The sequence below is a fragment of the Micromonospora ferruginea genome (assembly GCF_013694245.2).
GTDB lineage: Bacteria > Actinomycetota > Actinomycetes > Mycobacteriales > Micromonosporaceae > Micromonospora > Micromonospora robiginosa.
The window spans coordinates 6343062-6364389 of the sequence record NZ_CP059322.2 but is presented as its reverse complement, the minus strand read 5'-3'; the positions used below and the strand labels follow the sequence as shown (position 1 = coordinate 6364389).

General features: G+C 72.4%; 20 protein-coding genes. 10 read left to right on the top strand and 10 right to left on the bottom strand.

Annotation, left to right across the window (positions count from 1 at the left end):
- Positions 1-43: 43 nt before the first annotated feature.
- Entirely contained in the window at positions 44-994 is a 951-nt protein-coding gene (gene mdh, locus H1D33_RS28735) for a malate dehydrogenase (protein ID WP_181570224.1), read from the bottom strand.
- Positions 995-1093: 99 nt separating this feature from the next.
- Positions 1094-1957 (bottom strand): bifunctional methylenetetrahydrofolate dehydrogenase/methenyltetrahydrofolate cyclohydrolase, encoded by an 864-nt coding sequence (locus H1D33_RS28730; protein ID WP_181570225.1) that lies wholly within the window; start codon positions 1955-1957, stop codon positions 1094-1096.
- A 243-nt stretch (positions 1958-2200) separates the two neighbouring features.
- Between H1D33_RS28730 and H1D33_RS28725 the strand changes: the two genes are divergently transcribed.
- The 5 genes from H1D33_RS28725 (at position 2201) to H1D33_RS28705 (ending at position 7808) form a co-directional block, all read left to right on the top strand.
- Positions 2201-3799 carry a peptide ABC transporter substrate-binding protein gene (locus tag H1D33_RS28725; protein WP_181570226.1) on the top strand — a complete coding sequence of 533 codons (1599 nt, stop codon included), beginning with the start codon at positions 2201-2203 and terminating at the stop codon, positions 3797-3799.
- Positions 3800-3889: 90 nt separating this feature from the next.
- Positions 3890-4828: an ABC transporter permease gene (locus H1D33_RS28720; RefSeq protein WP_181570227.1), complete on the top strand. Its 939-nt coding sequence runs from the start codon at positions 3890-3892 to the stop codon at positions 4826-4828.
- Entirely contained in the window at positions 4821-5777 is a 957-nt protein-coding gene (locus H1D33_RS28715; protein ID WP_181570228.1) for an ABC transporter permease, read from the top strand. Before H1D33_RS28720 ends, H1D33_RS28715 begins: the two co-directional genes overlap by 8 nt.
- A gap of 5 nt (positions 5778-5782) precedes the next feature.
- Entirely contained in the window at positions 5783-6796 is a 1014-nt protein-coding gene (locus tag H1D33_RS28710) for an ABC transporter ATP-binding protein (RefSeq protein WP_181570229.1), read from the top strand.
- Positions 6786-7808: an ABC transporter ATP-binding protein gene (locus tag H1D33_RS28705; protein ID WP_181570230.1), complete on the top strand. Its 1023-nt coding sequence runs from the start codon at positions 6786-6788 to the stop codon at positions 7806-7808. The genes H1D33_RS28710 and H1D33_RS28705 overlap by 11 nt, the downstream gene beginning before the upstream one ends.
- A gap of 127 nt (positions 7809-7935) precedes the next feature.
- On the opposite strand, the gene H1D33_RS28700 is transcribed toward H1D33_RS28705, so the two are convergent.
- From H1D33_RS28700 to purN, 3 genes are all read right to left on the bottom strand, one after another.
- The gene (locus H1D33_RS28700; RefSeq protein WP_181570231.1) at positions 7936-8397 is read right to left on the bottom strand and encodes a hypothetical protein; all 462 of its coding nucleotides are present in this window, start codon (positions 8395-8397) and stop codon (positions 7936-7938) included.
- Positions 8398-8690: 293 nt separating this feature from the next.
- Positions 8691-10262 (bottom strand): bifunctional phosphoribosylaminoimidazolecarboxamide formyltransferase/IMP cyclohydrolase, encoded by a 1572-nt coding sequence (gene purH / locus H1D33_RS28695; protein WP_181570232.1) that lies wholly within the window; start codon positions 10260-10262, stop codon positions 8691-8693.
- Positions 10259-10879 (bottom strand): phosphoribosylglycinamide formyltransferase, encoded by a 621-nt coding sequence (gene purN / locus H1D33_RS28690; protein ID WP_181570233.1) that lies wholly within the window; start codon positions 10877-10879, stop codon positions 10259-10261. Before purN ends, purH begins: the two co-directional genes overlap by 4 nt.
- Positions 10880-11055: 176 nt before the next feature.
- Here purN and H1D33_RS28685 point away from each other — a divergent pair, with 176 nt between their 5' ends.
- Complete coding sequence (locus tag H1D33_RS28685) at positions 11056-11352, top strand: CD225/dispanin family protein (protein WP_181570234.1); 297 nt, start codon at positions 11056-11058, stop codon at positions 11350-11352.
- 34 nt (positions 11353-11386) lie between these two features.
- A complete protein-coding gene (locus H1D33_RS28680) occupies positions 11387-11950 on the top strand; it encodes a DUF4190 domain-containing protein (RefSeq protein ID WP_181570235.1) in 564 nt (187 codons plus the stop codon).
- Positions 11951-12014: 64 nt separating this feature from the next.
- On the opposite strand, the gene H1D33_RS28675 is transcribed toward H1D33_RS28680, so the two are convergent.
- Complete coding sequence (locus H1D33_RS28675) at positions 12015-13355, bottom strand: cell division protein PerM (protein ID WP_181570236.1); 1341 nt, start codon at positions 13353-13355, stop codon at positions 12015-12017.
- A 160-nt stretch (positions 13356-13515) separates the two neighbouring features.
- On the opposite strand from H1D33_RS28675, the gene H1D33_RS28670 reads away from it, so the two are divergent.
- Positions 13516-13785, top strand: a complete 270-nt coding sequence (locus H1D33_RS28670; protein WP_181570237.1) for a DUF4190 domain-containing protein — start codon at positions 13516-13518, stop codon at positions 13783-13785.
- A 57-nt stretch (positions 13786-13842) separates the two neighbouring features.
- Here the strand turns inward: H1D33_RS28670 and sucD are convergent, their stop codons facing one another.
- From sucD to H1D33_RS28655, 3 genes are all read right to left on the bottom strand, one after another.
- Positions 13843-14730 carry a succinate--CoA ligase subunit alpha gene (sucD, locus tag H1D33_RS28665; RefSeq protein WP_181570238.1) on the bottom strand — a complete coding sequence of 296 codons (888 nt, stop codon included), beginning with the start codon at positions 14728-14730 and terminating at the stop codon, positions 13843-13845.
- A 2-nt stretch (positions 14731-14732) separates the two neighbouring features.
- Positions 14733-15911 carry an ADP-forming succinate--CoA ligase subunit beta gene (sucC, locus tag H1D33_RS28660; protein ID WP_181570239.1) on the bottom strand — a complete coding sequence of 393 codons (1179 nt, stop codon included), beginning with the start codon at positions 15909-15911 and terminating at the stop codon, positions 14733-14735.
- Between the two features lie 423 nt (positions 15912-16334).
- The gene (locus H1D33_RS28655) at positions 16335-16739 is read right to left on the bottom strand and encodes a coenzyme B12-dependent isobutyryl CoA mutase small subunit (protein WP_181570240.1); all 405 of its coding nucleotides are present in this window, start codon (positions 16737-16739) and stop codon (positions 16335-16337) included.
- A 386-nt stretch (positions 16740-17125) separates the two neighbouring features.
- Here H1D33_RS28655 and H1D33_RS28650 point away from each other — a divergent pair, with 386 nt between their 5' ends.
- Positions 17126-17842, top strand: a complete 717-nt coding sequence (locus H1D33_RS28650) for a M23 family metallopeptidase (protein WP_181570241.1) — start codon at positions 17126-17128, stop codon at positions 17840-17842.
- Positions 17843-18103: 261 nt separating this feature from the next.
- Complete coding sequence (locus H1D33_RS28645; protein ID WP_414685458.1) at positions 18104-18871, top strand: M23 family metallopeptidase; 768 nt, start codon at positions 18104-18106, stop codon at positions 18869-18871.
- 62 nt (positions 18872-18933) lie between these two features.
- Here H1D33_RS28645 and pcrA read toward each other — a convergent pair whose 3' ends face one another.
- Positions 18934-21324, bottom strand: coding sequence for a DNA helicase PcrA (gene pcrA, locus H1D33_RS28640; RefSeq protein WP_181570243.1), 2391 nt, complete (start codon positions 21322-21324; stop codon positions 18934-18936).
- Positions 21325-21328: the final 4 nt, after the last annotated feature.

Here is a 21328-nt window from a genome sequence, read left to right as displayed (position 1 = left end):
CGGCGGGGAGCCGGCCGCCCTTCGGCGGGTGGTGCTGGGGGGGTCAGAGGGAGGAGATGTCGTTCTGCTTGGCGCGGACGGCCTCGGCGGCCTCCATCAGGGCGGCCCGCTCGTCGGCGTCCAGCTCGGTCTCCACGACCCGCTTTACGCCCTGCGCGCCGATCTCGGCCTCGACGCCGAGGTAGACGCCGGAGATGCCGTACTCGCCGTCGACCCAGGCGCAGACCGGCATCACGTCGCCGGAGTCCTCGGCCACAGCCTTCGCCATCCGGGCGGCGGCGGCGGACGGAGCGTAGTAGGCCGAGCCGGTCTTCAGCAGCGCGACGACCTCGGCGCCACCGTTGCGGGTCTTGACGACCAGCTCCTCGATCTGCTCGGCCGGCATGACGTCGCGCAGCGGCTTGCCGTTCACGGTGCTCTTGGACGGGACCGGGACCATGGTGTCGCCGTGCGAGCCGAGGGTCAGGGTCCGCACCGACTTCACCGGTACGCTCAGCGCCTCGGCGACGAAGTTGGTGAACCGGGCGGTGTCGAGCATGCCGGCCTGGCCGAGCACCCGGTTCTTCGGGAACTGGGTGGCGAGCTGGGCCAGCGCGGTCATCTCGTCGAGCGGGTTCGACACCACGATGACGACGGCGTTCGGGGCGTACTTGGCGACGTTCTCGGAGACCTGGCGAACGATCTTGGCGTTGGTCTCCAGCAGGTCCATCCGGCTCATGCCCGGCTTGCGGGGCAGGCCGGCGGTGATGACGACGACGTCCGAGCCCTCGATGGCCTCGTAGCCCTCGCCGTTCGGGCCGGTGGTGACGCCGACGATCGTGGTCTCGAAGCCCTCGACCGGCCGCGACTGGTTGAGGTCCAGCGCGAGACCCGCCGGCTTGCCCTCCACGATGTCGGTGATGACGACGGTGTCGAAGACGTCGTACTCGGCCAGACGCTGTGCGGTGGTGGAGCCGTAGAAGCCGGCCCCGACGACAGTGACCTTCTTACCCATGGTCGTCCCACTCCCTGATACCAGTCGGTTTCCCGGACCGTATCAGCCATCCTGGCACCGAACGGGCGAGGGGCGGACGGTTATGACCTGTCTGGGTGGTCAGCGGTCCCGCTCGGCCCGCTCGACCACGTTGGTCAGCAGCATGGCCCGGGTCATCGGCCCGACGCCGCCCGGCATCGGGACGATCCTGCCGGCCACCTCGGCCACCTCCGGGTCGACGTCGCCGGTGTAGCGACCCTTGCCGTCGTCGCCGATCACCCGGGTGATGCCGACGTCCACCACGGTCGCGCCGGGGGTGACCATGTCGGCGGTGAGCAGCCCGGGCACGCCGGCGGCGACGATCACCACCTCGGCCGCGCGGGTGTGCGAGGCGAGGTCGAGGGTGCCGGTGTGGCAGAGCGTGACGGTGGCGTTCTCGCTGCGCCGGGTGAGCAGCAGGCCGAGCGGCCGGCCGACCGTGTTGCCCCGGCCCACCACGGCGACGTTCGCGCCGCGCAGCGGCACGTCGTGCCGGCGCAGCAGTTCGACGATGCCGCGCGGGGTGCAGGGCAGCGGGGCGTCGTAGCCGAGCACCAGCCGGCCCAGGTTGACCGGGTGCAGGCCGTCGGCGTCCTTGTCCGGGTCGATGGACTCCAGCGCCCGCTGGGTGTCCAGGTGGGCCGGGAGCGGGAGCTGCACGATGTAGCCGTGGCAGGCCGGGTCGGCGTTCAGCTCGGCCAGCGCCGCGTCCAGTTGCTCCTGGGTGGCGTCGGCGGGCAGCGTCACCCGCAGCGAGGCGATGCCGACCTCGGCGCAGTCGCGGTGCTTGCCGTTGACGTACGCCTGGGAGCCGGGGTCCTCCCCGACCAGGACCGTGCCGAGGCCGGGGGTGATGCCCCGCTCGGCGAGCGCCTTGACCCGCGCCCGCAGCTCGTCCTTGATCTCCGCCGCCGTGGCCTTGCCGTCCAGGATCGTCGCCGTCACCAGGTGATCGTCTCACGTCCGCGAGGCGGGACCGCGACGCCCGCCGACAACGCGCTGACGCGTGGCCTTCATCACTCAGAGTCACGAGACATCCCTCAAAACGGAACATTCGGGCACGATGCGTCACCACTCCGTTACCCAACCGTTGTCGACCCGCCGCATCGCGACCTACCGTTACGGCTCGTTGCGCAGCGTCACCCAGCGCCGGGCCGACCGCGCAGCGTGAGGAGATGAGGAGACTCCATGCGTGTTCGTAGGCTCGCGGCCTGGACCGCGCTCCCGCTCGCGGTGACCCTGGGCCTGGCGGCCTGCGGCTCGGGCGGCGGCAGCGGCGGCGCAAGCGACCCCGATGCGGCCGTGCGGATCGAGATCGCCGAGCCGCAGCACCTGGTGCCGACCAACACCAACGAGACCAGTGGCTCGCAGGTGCTGTCGGCCCTGTTCAGCCCGCTCGTCGACTACGACGAGGCGAACAAGCCGCACGAGGTGGCCGCCGAGAAGGTGACGTCGTCGGACAACAAGGTCTGGACGATCAAGCTGAAGCCCGGCTACACGTTCCACAACGGCGAGAAGGTCACCGCCGACAACTACGTCGACGCCTGGAACTACGGCGCGTACGCGCCGAACGGCCAGAACTCCAGCTACTTCTTCGAGAAGATCGCCGGCTACGACGACCTGCAGGGCGAGACGCCGAAGGCGAAGACGCTCAGCGGCCTGAAGAAGGTCGACGACCTGACCTTCACCGTGACGCTCACCGAGCCGTACGTGGACTTCAAGACCATGCTCGGCTACACCGCCTTCTACCCGCTGCCCAAGGCGGCCTTCTCCGCGCCGGGCGTGCTCGCCGACGGCTACGAGCAGGCGCCGATCGGCCAGGGCCCGTTCAAGATGAAGGGCAACTGGCAGCACGACGCCAAGGTCGAGGTGGAGAAGTACGACGCGTTCCCGGGCCAGCAGCCCAAGGTGGGTGGCGTCGAGTTCCGGATCTACCAGCAGCCGACCGCCGCGTACGCGGACGTGCTGTCGGACAACCTCGACGTGATCAAGACGATCCCGACCGAGAACCTGTCGACCGCCGCCACCGACCTCGGTGACCGGTTCCAGCAGAGCCCGGCCTCGTCGCTGCAGGTGCTGGCGTTCCCGACGTTCCAGAAGGAGTTCGCCAAGCCCGAGGTGCGCAAGGCCATCTCGATGGCGATCGACCGGGACGAGATCACCAAGTCGATCTTCAAGGACTCGCAGCAGCCGGCCCGCTCGTTCGTCTCGCCGGTGGTCGCCGGCTACCGGGAGAACACCATCGGCACCGCCGGCTCGTTCGACCCGGCCAAGGCCAAGGCCATGTACGAGGCCGCGGGCGGCCCGAAGAAGATCGAGCTGTCCTACAACGGCGACGGCGGCCACAAGGACTGGATCGACGCCACCTGCAACCAGCTCAAGACGAACCTGGGTGTGGACTGCGTCGGCACCGCCGAGCCGAAGTTCGCGGACCTGCTGACCAAGCTCAAGCAGAAGCAGTCGGTCGGCCTGTTCCGGATGGGCTGGGTGATGGACTACCCGTCCATGGAGAACTACCTGGGCCCGCTGTACAGCACCAACGGCTCGTCGAACTACTACGGCTACAGCAACCCGGAGTTCGACAAGCTGCTCGCCGAGGGCGCCCGCGCGGCGACCGAGGACGAGGCGGTCAAGAAGTACCAGGCGGCGGAGGACCTGCTGGCGCAGGACATGCCGGTGATCCCGCTGCGGTACGGGCAGAACAACTTCGGCCACTCGACCAAGGTCAAGAACGTCCACGTGGACCTCTTCGACCGGGTGGACCTGCTGAAGATCGAACGCGCCTGACCTGACCGACCACAGGGCCGGGCCACCCCCACGGGTGGCCCGGCCCTGGCATTGGCCCGCATTTGCCCGGCTTTCGGCACACTGGCCAGCATGCTCCGGTTCATCCTGCGGCGACTGCTCCAGATGGTCCTCGCCTTCTTCGGGACCACGCTGATCGTCTACGCGTTGATGTTCGCCGGGCAGGGCGACCCGATCCAGGCGCTCGCCGGGGAACGACCGGTCACCGCGGCGCAACGCGCCTACCTCACCGAGAAGTACCACCTGGACGCGACCGGGATCGGCGGCTTCTTCTACCGCTACTTCAACTACCTGGGCGGCCTGCTCCGGGGCGACCTCGGCCAGTCGCTGACCGGCCGGCAGATCGGCGACATCCTCGCCGCCGCCTGGCCGGTCACCGTCAAGCTCGCCCTGATCGCGATGGCCGTGACCATCCTCGTCGGGGTCACCGCCGGAGTGATCGCCGGCATCCGGCGCGCCGGCGTCTTCGACCACGCGACGCTCGTCCTCACGCTGCTCGTGCTCGGCATCCCGACCATCGTGCTGGCCCCGCTGGCCCAGTACTTCCTCGGCGTACGCTGGCCGATCTTCCCGCCCACCGCCGGCGCGCAACCGTCGCTCTGGGCGCTGCTGCTGCCCGGCATCGTGCTCGGCTCGCTGTCGCTGGCCACCGCGCTGCGGCTGACCCGCACGTCGGTGTCGGAGAACCTGCGCGCCGACTACGTGCGGACCGCCCGCGCGAAGGGCCTGGTGCGACGCCGCATCGTCGGCGTGCACGTGCTGCGCAACTCGCTCATCCCGGTGGTCACCTTCCTCGGCGTCGAACTCGGCAACCTGATGAGCGGCGCGATCATCACCGAGGGCGTGTTCAACATCCCCGGCGTCGGCTTCAACCTGTTCCGCGGCATCCGCACCGAGGACGGCCCGCTGGTGGTCGGCATCGTCAGCGTGCTCGTCGTGGTCTACCTGCTGTCCAACCTGGTGGTGGACGTGCTCTACGCCGTACTCGACCCGAGGATCAGATATGAGTGACTTCGAGACGGTGGCGGCGACCGAGGACCAGTCGGCGCGGCGGGGCGTCTCCGGCGAGCCGGGCACCCCGGACCGGGCCGGCGAGCCGGGCCGGCCGCGCAGCCTGGCCGGCGACGCCTGGCGCGACCTGCGCCGCAACCCGGTCTTCTGGCTGAGCCTGCTGCTGGTCGTGCTGGTCGCCGCGATGGCCGTCGCCCCCGGGCTGTTCACCTCCAACGACCCGCGCGACTGCGTGCTGTCCCGGCAGCACGCCGGGCCGTCCGGCGGGGCCATCTTCGGGTACGACTTCCAGGGCTGCGACACGTTCGCCCGGGCGGTCTACGGCGCGCGCGCCTCGCTGCTGGTCGGCGCGCTCTCGGCGCTGATCACCGGCGCGATCGCGCTGGTGGTCGGGATGCTGGCCGGCTTCTTCGGCGGCTGGTTGGACGCGGTGCTCTCCCGGGTGATCGACATCGTGCTCGGCATCCCGCTGCTGCTGGCCGCGATCGTGCTGCTCAAGCGGGTCAGCACCAGCGGCGAGACGGTACGCCTGCTCGCGGTCATCCTGGTGCTGGCGCTGCTCGGCTGGACCACCGCGGCCCGGGTGGTGCGCTCCTCGGTCATCACCGCCCGGGAGCAGGACTACGTGGCCGCCGCCCGGATGCTCGGCGCCGGCAACGGCCGGATCATGTGGCGGCACATCCTGCCGAACGCGCTCGCCCCGGCGATCGTGGTGCTCACCATCGCGCTCGGGTCGTTCATCGCGGCCGAGGCCACGCTGAGCTTCCTCGGCATCGGCCTGAAGGCGCCGACCATCTCCTGGGGCATCGACATCGACGCGGGCCGGGTGCACATGCGCGAGTCGGCGACGCCGCTGATCGTCCCGTCGACGTTCCTCGCGCTGACCGTGCTCGCCTTCATCATGCTCGGCGACGCGATCCGCGACGCCTTCGACCCGAAGCTGCGGTGAGACCCATGCCGACACCCGCCTCCCCCACCCCGCCCGACGGGCACCTGCTGGAGGTACGGGACCTGCACGTCGAGTTCCGCACCGGCGAGGGCGTGGCCCGGGTGATCAACGGGGTGAGCTACCACCTGGACGCCGGTGAGACGCTCGCCGTGCTGGGCGAGTCCGGCTCCGGCAAGTCGGTCACCGCCCAGGCGATCATGGGCATCCTGGACACCCCGCCCGCCCACGTCCGCTCCGGCGAGATCCGCTACCGGGGGCGGGACCTGCTCACCCTCGGCGAGGAGGAGCGCCGGCGGATCCGCGGCACGGAGATCGCGATGATCTTCCAGGACGCGCTGTCCGCGTTGAACCCGGTCTTCCCGGTCGGCTGGCAGATCGGCGAGTCGCTGCGCGAGCGGGCCGGAATGTCCCGGGCCGACGCGCGCCGCCGCACGGTCGAGCTGATGGACCTGGTCCGGATCCCGGCCGCGGCGAAGCGGCTCGGCGACTACCCGCACCAGTTCTCCGGCGGGATGCGGCAGCGCGTCATGATCGCCATGGCGCTGGCGCTGGACCCGAAGGTGCTGATCGCCGACGAACCCACCACGGCGCTCGACGTCACCGTGCAGGCGCAGATCATGGACCTCCTGGCCGACCTGCGCCGGGACCTCGGCATGGCCCTGATCCTGATCACCCACGACCTCGGGGTGGTGGCCGGCGTGGCGGACCGGATCGCGGTCATGTACGCCGGCCGCATCGTCGAGCACGCCGACGTGCGCCCGCTCTACCGGGCGCCCGCGCACCCGTACACCAAGGGGTTGTTGGAGTCGATTCCCCGGCTCGACGTGCGCGGCCAGGCGCTGTCGACCATCCGGGGGCTGCCGCCGAACCTGATGCGGATCCCGTCCGGCTGCCCGTTCCACCCCCGCTGCCCGTACGCGCGGCAGGTCTGCGTCGACGAGGTGCCCCACGACCTGGTCCTCGGCGACGGCCGGACCAGCGCGTGCCACTTCGCGCAGGAGGTCCACGATGACCGCTGACCCGGCCAAGGTGCGCGGCGAGACGATCCTCGGGGTCGACGAGCTGGTCAAGCACTTCCCGATCACCCAGGGCGTGCTGTTCAAGCGGCAGATCGGCGCGGTGCGGGCGGTCGACGGGGTGAGCTTCGAGCTGCGCCGCGGCGAGACGCTCGGCGTGGTCGGCGAGTCCGGCTGCGGCAAGTCCACGCTGGCCCGGCTGCTCATGCGGCTGGAGACGGCGACCTCCGGCCGGGCCACGCTGGAGGGTCGGGACCTGTTCCGGGCCTCCGGGTCGGAGCTGCGCCGGCTGCGGCGGAACATGCAGATGGTGATGCAGGACCCGTACACCTCGCTCAACCCGCGGATGACGGTCGGCGACATCGTCGGCGAACCGTTCGTGATCCACCCGGACGCCGCGCCGAAGGGCAGCCGGCGCCAGCGGGTGCGGGAGCTGCTGGACGTGGTCGGGCTCAACCCGGAGCACATCAACCGCTATCCGCACCAGTTCTCCGGCGGCCAACGGCAGCGCATCGGCATCGCCCGGGCGCTGGCGCTGCGACCCGAGATCATCGTCTGCGACGAGCCGGTGTCCGCCCTGGACGTCTCCATCCAGGCCCAGGTGATCAACCTGTTGGAGCAGCTCCAGGACGAGTTCGGGCTCTCCTACATCTTCATCGCGCACGACCTGTCGGTGGTCCGGCACATCTGCGACCGGGTGGCGGTGATGTACCTGGGCCGGATCGTGGAGATCGGCACCGAGGAGCAGATCTACCAGCGCGCCACCCACCCGTACACCCAGGCGCTGCTCTCCGCGGTCCCGGTGCCCGACCCGGAGGCCCGCGACCGGCGGACCGTCATCCGGCTCACCGGTGACGTGCCCAGCCCGGCCGACCCGCCGTCCGGCTGCCGGTTCCGCACCCGGTGCTGGAAGGCGGAGGAGGTGTGCGCCGTCCAGGACCCGCAGACCGTGCCCCGGGCGGCCGACCCGCACCCGTCGGCCTGCCACTTCGCCGAGGTGCGTCCGGACGTCTGAGCCCCGCCCCCCGGAGGAAGTGGGGGCGGGGCTCGATTCGGCGTTCGGGTGGCGTGAGGCGCGCCCCCGTGAGCGACGTCGGCTCGCGACGGAACCGCCGGGTCGACGCGGCGGTTTCCGATGCGGCTCAGGCGGTGGGCGGCGGCGCCCGCGCCGCCGGCGCGCCACGCGGCGGCAGCGGCAGGGCCGGCGGCCGTGGCCCGGGCACGAACCGGGCCGGCACGACCGGGTCGGCCACCCTCGGGGGCGCGGCCGGAAGCGGGTCGTCCGGCCCGTCGCCGTAGGCGAGGCCATCGCGCCGGTCGCTCCACCGCCCGCCGGGAAGCTCCGCGCACCGCCGTTGCGGGTACCCGCCGACCGACGCGACCGGTCCGGCCCGACACCCCGAGGCGGGTACGACGGCGGACCGGGCGACGGCCGGGCCCGGGACGCTCGACCCTGCGACGACGGGTCCGGCGAGGAGCAGGTCGGCGGCGATCGACGCGACGGCGACGGGTCCGGCGGAAGGCGGGCCGGCGGCAGAGCCGGGCGCGGCCAGGGCGAACGACAGCGTGACGACGACGGCGGTCAACCGGTCGCGCACGCGCATGGCACACCTGCCGGGGCTCCTGAACAGCGGAGACGGTCGATCGATCGTCGCCGGGCACACGCTAGCAACCGCCCACGGCGGCCGGCAACGGCGCACGGCCGGACGCGCGGATGGCGGGCCGCCCGGGTCCGGCGCGTTGCGCCACCGGCCTTCCGGCGTGTCGGGGCCAGCGGCATTGAGGTGCTTGAAGCGGTATACCTCAGCGTCACAAATATGCCTCTGAGGTATACCGCTCAAATCTGATTGCTTCTTTCGCCGAGATCACGCACGGTAACCGGCGGCGAGGTGCGGACCTAGTGGAAGAAGTGCCGGGTGCCGGTGAGGTACATGGTCACGCCGGCCTCCTTGCAGGCCGCGATGGTCTCCTCGTCGCGGATCGAGCCACCCGGCTGCACGATCGCCCGGACACCGGCGTCGATGAGGATCTGCGGGCCGTCGGCGAACGGGAAGAACGCGTCCGAGGCGCAGACCGAGCCGCGGGCCCGGTCGGCACCGGCCCGGCTGACCGCCAGCCGCGCCGAGTCGACGCGGTTGACCTGCCCCATTCCGACGCCGACCGTGGCGCCGTCGCGGGCCAGCAGGATGGCGTTGCTCTTCACCGCGCGGACCGCACGCCAGGCGAACGCGAGGTCGCGCAGCGTGGACTCGTCGGCCGCGTCGCCGGTGGCCAGCGTCCACCCGGCCGGGTCGTCGCCGGGCGCGTCGACCGCGTCCCGCATCTGCACCAGCACACCGCCGGTGACCTGCCGCCACTCCGCCGGCCGCGGCGCGAACGCGGGCGCCCGCAGCAGCCGGATGTTCTTCTTGGCCCGCAGCAGCTCCAGCGCGTCGTCGTTGAAGCCGGGCGCCACCAGCACCTCGGTGAAGATCTCCGCCACCTGACCGGCCAGCTCCACGCCGACCGGCCGGTTCACCGCGATCACCCCGCCGAACGCGGAGACCGGGTCGCAGGCGTGCGCCTTGCGGTGCGCCTCGGCCACGTCCGCGCCGACCGCGATGCCGCACGGGTTGGCGTGCTTGATGATCGCCACCGCCGGCTGGTCCGGGAAGTCGTGGGCGGCGCGCCACGCGGCGTCCGCGTCGACGTAGTTGTTGTAGGACATCTCCTTGCCGTGCAACTGCTCGGCCTGGGCGAGCCCGGCCGGCGCGCCCGGGTCGGTGTAGAGCGCCGCCGACTGGTGCGGGTTCTCGCCGTAGCGCAGCACCGCCTGGCGGCGCAGCGCCAGCCCGGCGAACTCCGGCCAGCCGTCCTCGGCCGGGGCCACCGTGGCGGCGAACCAGTCGGCCACCGCCACGTCGTAGTCGGCGATGTCGGCGAACGCCCGGGCCGCGAGCGCCCGCCGACGCGCCAGCGTGAAGCCGCCGTCGGCGAGCGCGGCCACCACCGCCGGGTACGCGGCCGGGTCGGTCACCACCGCCACCGAGGCGTGGTTCTTCGCGGCCGCCCGCACCATCGCCGGGCCGCCGATGTCGATCTGCTCGACGCACTCGTCGGCGTCGGCGCCGGAGGCGACGGTGGCCTGGAACGGGTAGAGGTTGGAGACCAGCAGGTCGATGCCGGCGATGCCGTGCTCGTCGAGCTGGGCGGCGTGCGCGTCCTTGCGCAGGTCGGCCAGGAGACCACCGTGGATCTTCGGGTGCAGCGTCTTCACCCGGCCGTCGAGGATCTCCGGGAAGCCGGTGACCTGCTCGACCGGGGTGACCGGCACCCCGGCGCCGGCGATGGTCGAGGCGGTGCTGCCGGTCGAGACGATCTCCACGCCGGCCTCGTGCAGGGCCCGGGCCAGCTCGACCAGACCGGCCTTGTCGTAGACGCTGACCAGCGCGCGCCGGATCGGGCGGCGGCCTTCCTCGATGGTGCTCACGGAATGCTGACCTTTCTGCCGGTGATCGTCCAACCTTCACGGACCAGGCGGCCGACCTGCTCGACGAGCTGGCGCCGCTCGGCGGACTTGATGCGCTCGGTGAGCGTCTCCACGTCGTCGTCGTCGAGCACCGGAACGGCGACCTGGGCGACGATCGGGCCGGTGTCCATCCCGGCGTCGACGAAGAACAGCGTGGCCCCGGTGACCTTCACGCCGTACGCCAGCGCGTCGCGGGGGCCGTGGATGCCGGGGAACGCCGGCAGCAGCGTGTTGTGGGTGTTGAGGTAGCGGTCCCCGAACGCGGTCAGGAACTCCGGACCGACCAGCTTGAGGAAGCCCGCGCTGACCACCAGGTCGGGCCGGTGCTCGGCGACCCGGGCGGTGAGCGCCTTGTCCCAGTCGGCGCGGGTCGGGTGGTCCTTGACCCGCTCGACGAAGGACGGCACGCCGGCGGCGGCGGCCCGATCCAGGCCGGCGATCCCGTCCCGGTCGGCGCCCACGGCCACCACCCGGGCCCCGTAGCCGGGGTCGGCGGCGGCGTCCAGCAGCGCCTGGAGGTTGCTGCCGGAACCGGAGACGAGGACGACGAGGCGGGCGACGGACGCGGGCTCGGTCACGCGGCAACCCTATCGGGCAGGCCGGCCGGTCCGGCCGTCGGGCGGCGGCTTGTCGGATGATCTCCTGGGTGGCGCCGTCGCGGTACGCTGCCGGTCGCCCGGTGTCCGGCCCACGGCCGACCCGCATCCTGACGAGAACCCGGCACGTCGTGCCGCAGGACCTAGGAGTCACCCCCATGCAGCCCGGTTACCCCCAGCAGCCGCCGCAGCAGATCGACAACAACATGACGATGTCCATCGTCGCGATCTTCTTGTTCTGGCCGCTCGCGATCCCGGCGATCATCAACGCGTCCAAGGTCAACCCGCTGATCCAGCAGGGCGACTACGCCGGCGCCCAGGCCGCCGCCGCCGAGTCCAAGAAGTGGTCCAAGTGGGCCCTGATCGTCGGCCTGGTCTGGATCGGCATCATTGTGGTGTGTTGCCTGTTCGGTGGCCTGGCGGGTCTCGTCGGCGGCAGCACCGGCACGAACTGACCGACAGCCGACCCAACCTGAGGAGTTCCCTGACATGCAGCCCGGTTACCCCGGACAGGATCCGTACGGCCAGCAGCCGAACCAGGACCCGACCGCCCAGCCGCACGACCCGTACGGCCAGCCGCCGCAGGCCCCGCAGTACGGACAGCAGCCGGAGTACGGGCAGCAGCCGCAGTACGGGCAGCAGCCCACCTCCGGCCAGCCCTACGGGCAGCCCACCTCCGGCCAGCCCTACGGCCAGGACCCGTACGCGCAGCAGCAGCAGCAGCCGTACGGCGCCGCCCCGCAGTACCCGGCCGCCGGGTACCCCACCGGTCCGGCCGCGGGTCAGGGCCAGAACAACACCATGGGCCTGATCGGCATGATCGTCGGCATCGTGTCGATCGTGCTCGGCCTGTGCTGCCCGCTGCTGGGCGTCCCGGCCGGCATCGCCGGCGTGGTGCTCGGCGTGCTCGGCCAGAAGAAGGTCCAGGCCGGCGAGGCCAGCAACGCCGGCCAGGCCAAGGCCGCCCTGATCTGCGGTGGGGTCGGCGTGGTCGTCGGCATCATCAGCGCCATCGCCGGCACCATGATCAACATGGGCAACCTCGGCTCCTGAACCGGTCCCGACGAGGGGCGTCCGGCTGACCGCCGGGCGCCCCTCGCGCGTCGTCGGGGCCGCGTCAGCGTTGCGCGGGGTCGTCGCGGGGCGGGGTGACGCGCGGCGAGCGGGCCGGCGCGGCCGGGCGAATCAGGGTGCGGGTGGCGGCGGCGCCGAGCACCGCGCCGACCGCGACCACGAGCGTGGCCACGCCGAACACCGGCCAGGGCGACGGACCGACCTCGGCCAGCCGGCCACCGCCGAGCGGCCCACCGGAGGCCGCCGCGACCAGCCCCAGCAGCGCGCCGGCGACCGGCCCGGCGAGCGCGGCCGGGACCAGGAGCGCCGGCCAGCCGACCTCGGCGCGTTCCTCGGCCGCCGCGCGCAGCAGCCGCCGGGCGAGCAGCCAGCCGGCCGCCATGGCGACCAGCACCGGCACCGCGAGCAGCCCGGCGCCGAGCCCGTCGACCGGGCCGCGCGGCAGGCCGGCCAGCAGGGGTACGGCCGGCAGCGCGCCCACCGACACCTCGCTGGTGCGGATCGCGGTGTCGGTGCCGACGGCGAACCCGGGGCCGAGCAGGTAGCTGGCGGACCAGGCGGTGGCGTTCGGCGCGTAGGCGAGGCTGACCAGCGTGATGCCCGCCTGACCGGCCACCCCGGTCCGGTACGCCCCGATCATGTCGGCGGCGTCCCCGCCGCCGGTGGCCACCGACAGCCCGGCCGCGCCGGCGCTCGCCCCGAACAGCAGCAGCGCGGCGACCAGCCCGGCGCGCAACCCGTCGCGCACGGGCGGTGGGCAGCGCCTCGCCAGCAGCGCCCAGACCCCGGTGGTGCGCAGCGCGCCGACCAGGGCGGCCGGGGCGCCGAACGCGGCGAACGTGAGCGCGGCGGTGACCGGGGAGACCCGCAGCCCGCCGGCGCCGACGGCCAGCGCGGCGAGCGCGCCCAGCAGCGCGTACGCGATGCCGACCGCGACCGCGACGGTGAGCGCCTGGCGGGGCGACCCGCCGCCGCGCGCGCCCACGGCACGGCTGACGTGCACCCCGGCGCGGGTGAGCCGCCAGACGACGAGCGCGCTCAGGGCGAGCGGCGCCAGGCCGAGCGGCCCGGCGGCGGTCTGCAACGGCACCCCGTGCCCGAGCAGCCAGCCGGCGAGCCCGGCGCGCAGCGCGCCGCCGAGCGAGCCGGCGTCCTCGGTGAGCTGGGCGAGGCCGAGCACCACGGTGACCGGCAACCAGGAGGTCACCGCGGCCCAGAGGGCGGCCACCCCGGCGGCGACGGGCAGCGGGGGCCGGTTGCGGGACGGCTCGCCCGCCCGGGGCGTGGGCACCCGCCCGGTGGGGCGGGCACGGGCGCGCGGCCGGGCGCCGGCGGTCGGGCCGGTGGCCGCGCGGCGGGGCTGGTCAGGGGTGACACGTGACATCGCCGTCTACTCTGGCACGCCGCGCTGAGGACGGCAGTCCGATACCGGGCCGCGACGGTGGCGAGTTCGCCGAACCCGAGGATCGGCGCCGGTGATCCGGTCTAGCCTCGGCTTGAGGCGCGACCTTTCCTGTCGCGGCACCGACCGCTCGGAGGAAGCCGTGAACGCTCCGTACCCGCCGCCCCCGCCGCCACCGGCCGCCGGCCGGGACCGGACCACGCTCTGGGGCGTCCTCGGCATCGTGTTCGGCCTGTTCTGCTGCGGCATCCTGGGCATCGTCTTCGGCTGGTTGTCGATCCGGGACGCGCGGCGCAACGGCAAGTCGCAACTGCTCGGCTGGCTGGCCATCGCGTTCGGCGTGGTCAACATCGTCGCCAGCGTCATCGTGCGGGCCCGGGGCCACTACTACTACCCGTACTGGTACCGCTGAGCGACGAGGGGGCCGACCGGCGAACCGGTCGACCCCCTCGGCACGTCACGCGGCCGCTCAGCGACCGGACATGATCTCCCGCATCAGCTCGGCGGTCTCGGTCGGGGTCTTGCCGACCTTGACGCCGACCGCCTCCAGCGCCGCCTTCTTGGCGTCGGCGGTGCCCGCCGAACCGGAGATGATCGCACCGGCGTGGCCCATGGTCTTGCCGGGCGGGGCGGTGAAGCCGGCGATGTAGCCGACGACCGGCTTGGTGACGTTGGCCTTGATGAACTCGGCCGCCCGCTCCTCGGCGTCGCCGCCGATCTCACCGATCATGACGATGGCCTCGGTCTCCGGGTCCGCCTCGAACGCGGCGAGCGCGTCGATGTGGGTGGTCCCGATGATCGGGTCGCCGCCGATGCCGACGCAGGTGGAGAAGCCGATGTCGCGCAGCTCGTACATCATCTGGTAGGTCAGCGTGCCGCTCTTGCTGACCAGGCCGATCCGGCCGGCGCCGGTGATGTCGGCCGGGATGATGCCGGCGTTCGACGCGCCCGGCGAGGCGATGCCCGGGCAGTTCGGGCCGATGATCCGGGTCCGCTCGCCCTTGGCCACGTTGTACGCCCAGAACGCGGCGGTGTCGTGCACCGGCACGCCCTCGGTGATCACCACGGCCAGGTCGATGCCGGCGTCGATGGCCTCGACCACCGCGGCCTTGGTGAACTGCGGCGGGACGAAGATGACCGTGACGTCCGCCCCGGTCTCCTTCATCGCGTCCGCGACGGAGGCGAAGACGGGCAGCTCGGTGCCGTCGAAGTCGACGGTGGTGCCGGCCTTGCGCGGGTTCACGCCGCCGACGACGGTGGTGCCGGCGGCGAGCATCCGCCGGGTGTGCTTCGAACCCTCGGAACCGGTCATGCCCTGCACGATGACCTTGGAGTCCTTGGTCAGCCAGATAGCCATTGTCAGACCCCCGCCGCTGCCAGCTCGGCGGCCCGCTCGGCCGCGCCGTCCATGGTGTCGACCCGCTGGATGAGCGGGTTGGCCGCGCCGTCGAGAATGGCCCGACCGGCCTCGGCGTTGTTGCCGTCGAGGCGGACCACGAGCGGCTTGGTGGCCTTCTCGCCGCGCTGCTCCAGCAGCGCCAGCGCCTGCACGATGCCGTTGGCGACCGCGTCGCAGGCGGTGATGCCGCCGAAGACGTTGACGAAGACGCTCTTCACCGACGGGTCGGAGAGGACGATCTCCAGGCCGTTCGCCATCACCTCGGCGCTCGCGCCGCCGCCGATGTCGAGGAAGTTGGCCGGCTTGACGCCGCCGTGCCGCTCGCCCGCGTACGCGACCACGTCGAGCGTGGACATGACCAGGCCGGCGCCGTTGCCGATGATGCCGACCTCGCCGTCGAGCTTGACGTAGTTGAGGTCCTTCTCCTTGGCGGCCTGCTCCAGCGGGTCCACCGACGCCTGGTCGACCAGGGCCTCGTGGTCCGGGTGCCGGAACGCGGCGTTCTCGTCCAGGGTGATCTTGGCGTCCAGGAGCAGCAGCTTGCCGTCCTTGGTGGTGGCCAGCGGGTTCACCTCGACCAGGGTGGCGTCCTCGGCGACGAACGCCTGCCACAGCCCGACCGCGACCTCGACGATCTGGTCGGCGACCTCGGCCGGGAAGCCGGCCGCGCCGACGATCTCGCGCGCCTTGGCCTCGTCCACGCCGGTGTTGGCGTCGATCGGGGCCTTGACGACCTTCTCCGGGGTCTCGGCGGCGACCGCCTCGATGTCCATGCCGCCGGCGACGCTGGCGATGCAGAGGAAGGTGCGGTTCGCCCGGTCGAGCAGGTACGAGAAGTAGTACTCCTCGGCCACGTCCGCGGTCACCGTGATCATGACCTTGTGGACGGTGTGACCCTTGATGTCCATGCCGAGGATGTCGGTGGCCCGGGCCACCGTCTCCTCCGCGCCCTCGGCCAGCTTCACGCCGCCGGCCTTGCCGCGGCCACCGACCTTCACCTGCGCCTTGACGACCACCCGGCCGCCGAGGCGTTCGGCGATCGCGCGGGCCTCCTCCGGGGTAGTGGCGACGCCGCCGGCGAGCACGGGCAAGCCGTGCCGCTCGAACAGGTCCCGCCCCTGGTACTCGTACAGGTCCACGATTGCGCGTCCCGTCCCGTCTCCGCGGCGCGCCGTCGCGCCGCCACCAGCGTTGGAAAATCAGTTTGACGCCTGTCTTCAGAACAGACAGGCCATTTGCCGCAGCCTAACGAGATGGGAACCGGCGGCAACCGAGCGGGTGCGTGGTGTGCGGTAATGCACAGCCGTCGACGGAACCGCGGGCGCCGGCAGGCCCGGTACGGGGTCGCGCGTCAGCCGTCCGGGGGATGTCCGGACCGGGGCGTAACCCCCGGTCGGGGGCGTCGTTGAGTCTGATGTCGGAGCGCTGGTCAAGCGCGATGACGGGAGCGGCCGATGCCCTGTCGGTCGAGGGGTGGCGGCGGGGCATCGTGCATAGAGGGGCCGGGCGTGTGAGGGGTGCGTCCGGCCCCTCCCCCTGCCCGCGATTCGCCCGAGCGGCACTCAGCCGACCGGCTGCGCCACGTTCTCCCGCACCCAGTCGACGATCGAGCCGGTGGTGGCGCCCGGGGTGAAGATCTTGGCGACGCCGAGCCGCTGCAGCTCCGGGATGTCGCCCTCGGGGATGATGCCGCCGCCGAAGACCACGATGTCGGTCGCCTCGCGCTCGGTGAGCAGTTCGAGGACCCGCTTGAAGAGGGTCATGTGCGCGCCGGAGAGCACCGAGAGGCCGACCGCGTCCGCGTCCTCCTGGATCGCCGTCTCGACGATCTGCTCCGGGGTCTGGTGCAGGCCGGTGTAGATGACCTCCATGCCCGCGTCACGCAGTGCTCGGGCGACGACCTTCGCGCCCCGGTCGTGGCCGTCCAGGCCGGGCTTCGCGACGACGACCCGGATACGAGAGCTCATTCGCGTACACCTTTCACCGGCAGCGGCACTCCTGACCTGAACGAACGGTAACCCGGCCGGGCGGCGGGCCGGAAGCCGGGCCGTCCCCTACCGCCCGATCGCGCACGCCGGAAGTCGGACACCTCCGCCGAATGGTCACCGTCCGCGACGAATGGACGGTCGATGGGCCATCCATCCGGGGGCACGACCTATCACAAGACCGGACGGAAGCGGACATAAAGAATCGCCGGTTCGGCGCTTCGGCTTGTGACAGGAGTGGCGGTTGGCTAACGTGTCCACGGTTGTCATCGAGTCCACGGACGGGTGACGACGCGACACCGGAGGTTCGACCGAGCTTCACCGAACGGTCCGAGGTCGCATCGGATCCCCGACAACGGAGGGTGTGCGTGCGCCAGCGCCTGTCGTCTGAGCCCGATAGATATCGCGGCCGTCGCCGCGTACCCACCCCCCCGCGGAGCCGCTACGCGGCGGTCGTCACCACCGCCTTCGTCGGCGCCGGCATCGTCGCCCTCGGCGCGAACGCCCTCCCCGACGCCAAGAGCGTCAGCCCCTCGGTCCTCGACGAGCTCCGGCAGGCCTCGGTCGCCAGCCAGGACGCCGCCGACCGGGCGAGCACCGGCGACCGCGCCACCCGTGACGAGCGGTCCGGCGACGAGACCGCCGCCACCCAGCAGGACCCCTGGCTCCTCCCCCTGCACGGCTACGACTTCAAGTCGCCCTACGGCGTGCGCTTCGGCAAGTTGCACACCGGCGTCGACCTGGTCGCCCCGGAGGGCACGCCCTACCAGGCCATCCACTCCGGCACGGTCACCAAGGCCGGCTGGTTCGGCGGCTACGGCTACGCGGTGATCGTCAAGCACGCCGACGGCAGCGAGGCCATCTACGGCCACTCCTCCGCGGTGACGGTCAAGGAGGGCCAGGAGGTGAAGGCCGGCGACCAGCTCGGCCTGGTCGGCAACACCGGCCACTCCTACGGCTCCCACCTGCACCTCGAGGTCCATGTCAACGGCCAGCCGCTGGACCCGGTGCCGTGGCTCCAGGACCGCGGAGTGGACATCAAGCTCGAAACCGAGGCACTTTACAGCGATGTAGCCGCCTCCTGACGCTGCGCACCGCCCGATGACCGCCCGGATCCCGCGATCCGGGCGGTTTCGCGTCCGGGCAAGTCTGGCGCGTCACACCGACGGATGTGAGCGGCCGCACACCACCTCGTGATCGACTCTTGTCGGGAACCGCCCACCCGACGCGAAGCCGGACACTCGCCGGCGAGGCCCGCGCCCGGGCCGCGAACCCGCCACCCGCCGAAGCCGGGACCGACACCAGTATTTCCAGGTCCGTGTGCCCCTCGACCGGTGAAGGTTCTCGTGCAGCACAGCAGTCCCATCCCGAACGGCAACACCCCGGACCACGCCCCCGCCCGGCACCGCCGCACCGGCCGGCGTACCGCGTACCTGGTCACCGGCGCGGTCGCCCTGCTCGGTCTCGGCCTCGGCGGTGTCGTGGTCGCCACCGGCGACGACCCGGCCCCCACCCCGGCCGCGGTGGACTTCGACGCGCGGGCGCGCGCCGACGCCGCCGCCCGGGCCGACCGGTCGGCCCGCGAGTCGGTCAGCCCGGTCACCCCGTCCGCCACCCCGGCCAGCCCGACGCCGAGCCCCAGCGCCACCAGCCCGAAGCCGCGGAAGACGGCGAAGCCGAAGCCGAAGCCGAAGAAGAAGGTCGCGCCGAAGCCGAGCTGGGTCATCCCGATGAAGGGCGCCGACATCACCTCCTGCTACGGGCAGCGGTGGGGCACCCTGCACGCCGGCATCGACTTCGCCATGCCCGCCGGAACCCCGATCCGGGCCGCCGCCTCCGGCACCGTGGTCAAGGCCGGCGACGTGGGCGACGGCTACGGCAACTCCGTCTTCGTCGACCACCACAACGGCTACCTGACCCACTACGCCCACCAGAGCCGGCTCCTCGTCGACGTCGGCGACCGGGTGAAGGCCGGCCAGGTCATCGGCTACGAGGGCGCCACCGGCGACGCCACCGGCCCGCACCTGCACTTCGAGGTGCACAAGGGCGCCATGTGGAACCAGATCGACCCGGCGCCGTTCCTGCGCGCCCGGGGCATCGACGTGGCCTGCTGACGGCCCCGGCACGGGGAGGGGCCCGGCCCGGCGGCACGCCGGACCGGGCCCCTCCCCGTCGGTCAGAGCTTGTCGATCGGGGCGTGCCGCAGCACCAGCCACATGGTCTGGTCACCGAAGTCGATCTGGACCCGGGCGCCCGGCCCGGCGCCCTCCACCGCCAGCACCCGGCCCAGGCCGTAGCGCTGGTGGTTGACCCGGTCGCCCGCCGAGACCTTGGGCGCCTGCTTCAGCTCGCTCGCGGTGGCCAACCGGCTGGCGTCCACCCCGAGCCGCTTGGCGAGCTGGGTCGCCCTGGGTGTGCCGCCGGTGAAGCCGCCCGACATCCGGTCCGCCCGGCCGCCGACGCCGCCCCCACCACCGCCCCACGAGGTGTACGACCCCTCGGTGCGCTCCCACCGCACCAGCTCCGGCGGCAGCTCCTCCAGGAACCGCGACGGCGGGTTGTAGGCCGGCGCGCCCCAGGCCGACCGGGTGACCGCCCGGGACAGGTAGAGCCGCTGCCGGGCGCGGGTGATGCCCACGTACGCCAGGCGCCGCTCCTCCTCCAGCTCGCGGGTGTCGCCGAGCGACCGCAGGTGCGGGAAGACGCCGTCCTCCAGGCCGCTCAGGAAGACCACCGGGAACTCCAGCCCCTTGGCGGTGTGCAGCGTCATCAGGGTGACCACGCCCTGGTGGTCCGGGTCGTCACTGGGGATCTGGTCGGCGTCGGCGACCAGCGCCACCTGCTCCAGGAACCCGGCCAGGGTGGCCCGCTCGTCGTCGGCGCCCAGCGCCTCGATCCGCTCGGTGTACTCCCGGGCGACGCTCACCAGCTCCTGGAGGTTGTCCACCCGGCCGGCGTCCTGCGGGTCGAGGCTCTCCTCCAGCTCGGCCAGGTAGCCCGAGCGGGTCAGCACCGCCTCCAGGACCTCCTCCGGGGTCCCGGTGGCGGCCAGCTCACGCGCCGAGTCGAGCAGCGCGACGAACTCGGCGATGCCGTTGGCCGCCCGGGTGGAGATGCCCGGCGCCTCCCGGGCCCGCCGCAGCGCGGCGCCGAAGGAGACGCGGTCGCGCGCGGACAACGCCTCGACGCAGGCCTCGGCCCGCTCGCCGATGCCCCGGCGCGGGGTGTTGAGGACCCGGCGCAGGCTGACCGTGTCGTCGTCGTTCACCACGGCACGCAGGTAGGCCAGCGCGTCGCGGACCTCCTTGCGCTCGTAGAAGCGCACCCCGCCGACCACCTTGTAGGGCAGGCCGACCCGGATGAACACCTCCTCGAACACCCGGGACATGGCGTTCGTGCGGTAGAAGACGGCCACGTCGCCCGGACGGGTCTCGCCGGCGTCGACCAGCCGGTCGATCTCCCGGGCCACCCAGTCCGCCTCGGCGTGCTCGGTGTCGGCCACGTACCCGACGATCTGCTCACCGGCCCCGGCGTCGCTCCACAGCCGCTTGGGCTTGCGCGAGGTGTTCCGGTCGATGACCGCGTTGGCCGCGTTGAGGATGGTCTGGGTCGAGCGGTAGTTCTGCTCCAGCAGGATGGTCCGGGCGTCGGTGAAGTCCCGCTCGAACTCCAGGATGTTGCGGATGGTCGCGCCGCGGAAGGCGTAGATGGACTGGTCGGCGTCACCCACCACGCACAGCTCGGCCGGCGGGATGCCCTCGGTGCCGGAGACCAGCTCCTTGATCAGCACGTACTGGGCGTGGTTGGTGTCCTGGTATTCGTCCACCAGCACGTGCCGGAACCGACGCCGGTAGCTCTCCGCCACGTGCGGGTGCGACTGGAGCAGGTGCACCGTGGTCATGATCAGATCGTCGAAGTCCAGCGCGTGCGCCTCGCGCAGCCGCCGCTGGTAGAGCGCGTACGCCTCGGCCAGGGCCCGCTCGTTGGGCCCCTTGGCCCGGCCGGCGAACTCCTCCGGGTCGACCAGCTCGTTCTTCAGGTTGGAGACCTGGGCGGCGAGGCCCCGGGCCGGGTAGCGCTTCGGGTCCAGGTCCAGCTCGCGGGCGACGAGTTGCATCAGCCGCCGGGAGTCGTCGGCGTCGTAGATCGAGAACGTCGACTTGAGGCCGGCGTGCTCGTGCTCGGCGCGCAGGATGCGGACGCAGGCCGAGTGGAACGTCGACACCCACATCATCCGGGCGCGCGGGCCGACCAGCGCGGCCACCCGTTCCTTCATCTCGCCGGCGGCCTTGTTGGTGAAGGTGATCGCGATGATCTCGCCGGGGTGCACGTCCCGGGCGCCGAGCAGGTAGGCGATCCGGTTGGTCAGCACCCGGGTCTTGCCCGAGCCGGCGCCGGCCACGATCAGCAGCGGCGAGCCGGCGTGGGTCACCGCGTCCCGCTGGGGGCCGTTCAGGCCGTCGAGGAGGGCCTGCGGATCCGACCGCGCGCCCCCGGAACGGCGCGGCGGGGTCGGCCGGGACTCCGGCGCGGGCGGGGACGCGGGAATGTCGAAGAGAGGATGCATCGCA

Coding starts and splice junctions, on each gene's coding strand:
- mdh (WP_181570224.1), bottom strand. CDS start 994: ATGGGTAAGAAGGTCACTGTCGTCGGGGCCGGCTTCTACGGCTCCACC.
- H1D33_RS28725 (WP_181570226.1), top strand. CDS start 2,201: ATGCGTGTTCGTAGGCTCGCGGCCTGGACCGCGCTCCCGCTCGCGGTG.
- H1D33_RS28720 (WP_181570227.1), top strand. CDS start 3,890: ATGCTCCGGTTCATCCTGCGGCGACTGCTCCAGATGGTCCTCGCCTTC.
- H1D33_RS28715 (WP_181570228.1), top strand. CDS start 4,821: ATGAGTGACTTCGAGACGGTGGCGGCGACCGAGGACCAGTCGGCGCGG.
- H1D33_RS28710 (WP_181570229.1), top strand. CDS start 5,783: ATGCCGACACCCGCCTCCCCCACCCCGCCCGACGGGCACCTGCTGGAG.
- H1D33_RS28705 (WP_181570230.1), top strand. CDS start 6,786: ATGACCGCTGACCCGGCCAAGGTGCGCGGCGAGACGATCCTCGGGGTC.
- H1D33_RS28700 (WP_181570231.1), bottom strand. CDS start 8,397: ATGCGCGTGCGCGACCGGTTGACCGCCGTCGTCGTCACGCTGTCGTTC.
- H1D33_RS28685 (WP_181570234.1), top strand. CDS start 11,056: ATGCAGCCCGGTTACCCCCAGCAGCCGCCGCAGCAGATCGACAACAAC.
- H1D33_RS28680 (WP_181570235.1), top strand. CDS start 11,387: ATGCAGCCCGGTTACCCCGGACAGGATCCGTACGGCCAGCAGCCGAAC.
- H1D33_RS28675 (WP_181570236.1), bottom strand. CDS start 13,355: ATGTCACGTGTCACCCCTGACCAGCCCCGCCGCGCGGCCACCGGCCCG.
- sucD (WP_181570238.1), bottom strand. CDS start 14,730: ATGGCTATCTGGCTGACCAAGGACTCCAAGGTCATCGTGCAGGGCATG.
- H1D33_RS28655 (WP_181570240.1), bottom strand. CDS start 16,739: ATGAGCTCTCGTATCCGGGTCGTCGTCGCGAAGCCCGGCCTGGACGGC.
- pcrA (WP_181570243.1), bottom strand. CDS start 21,324: ATGCATCCTCTCTTCGACATTCCCGCGTCCCCGCCCGCGCCGGAGTCC.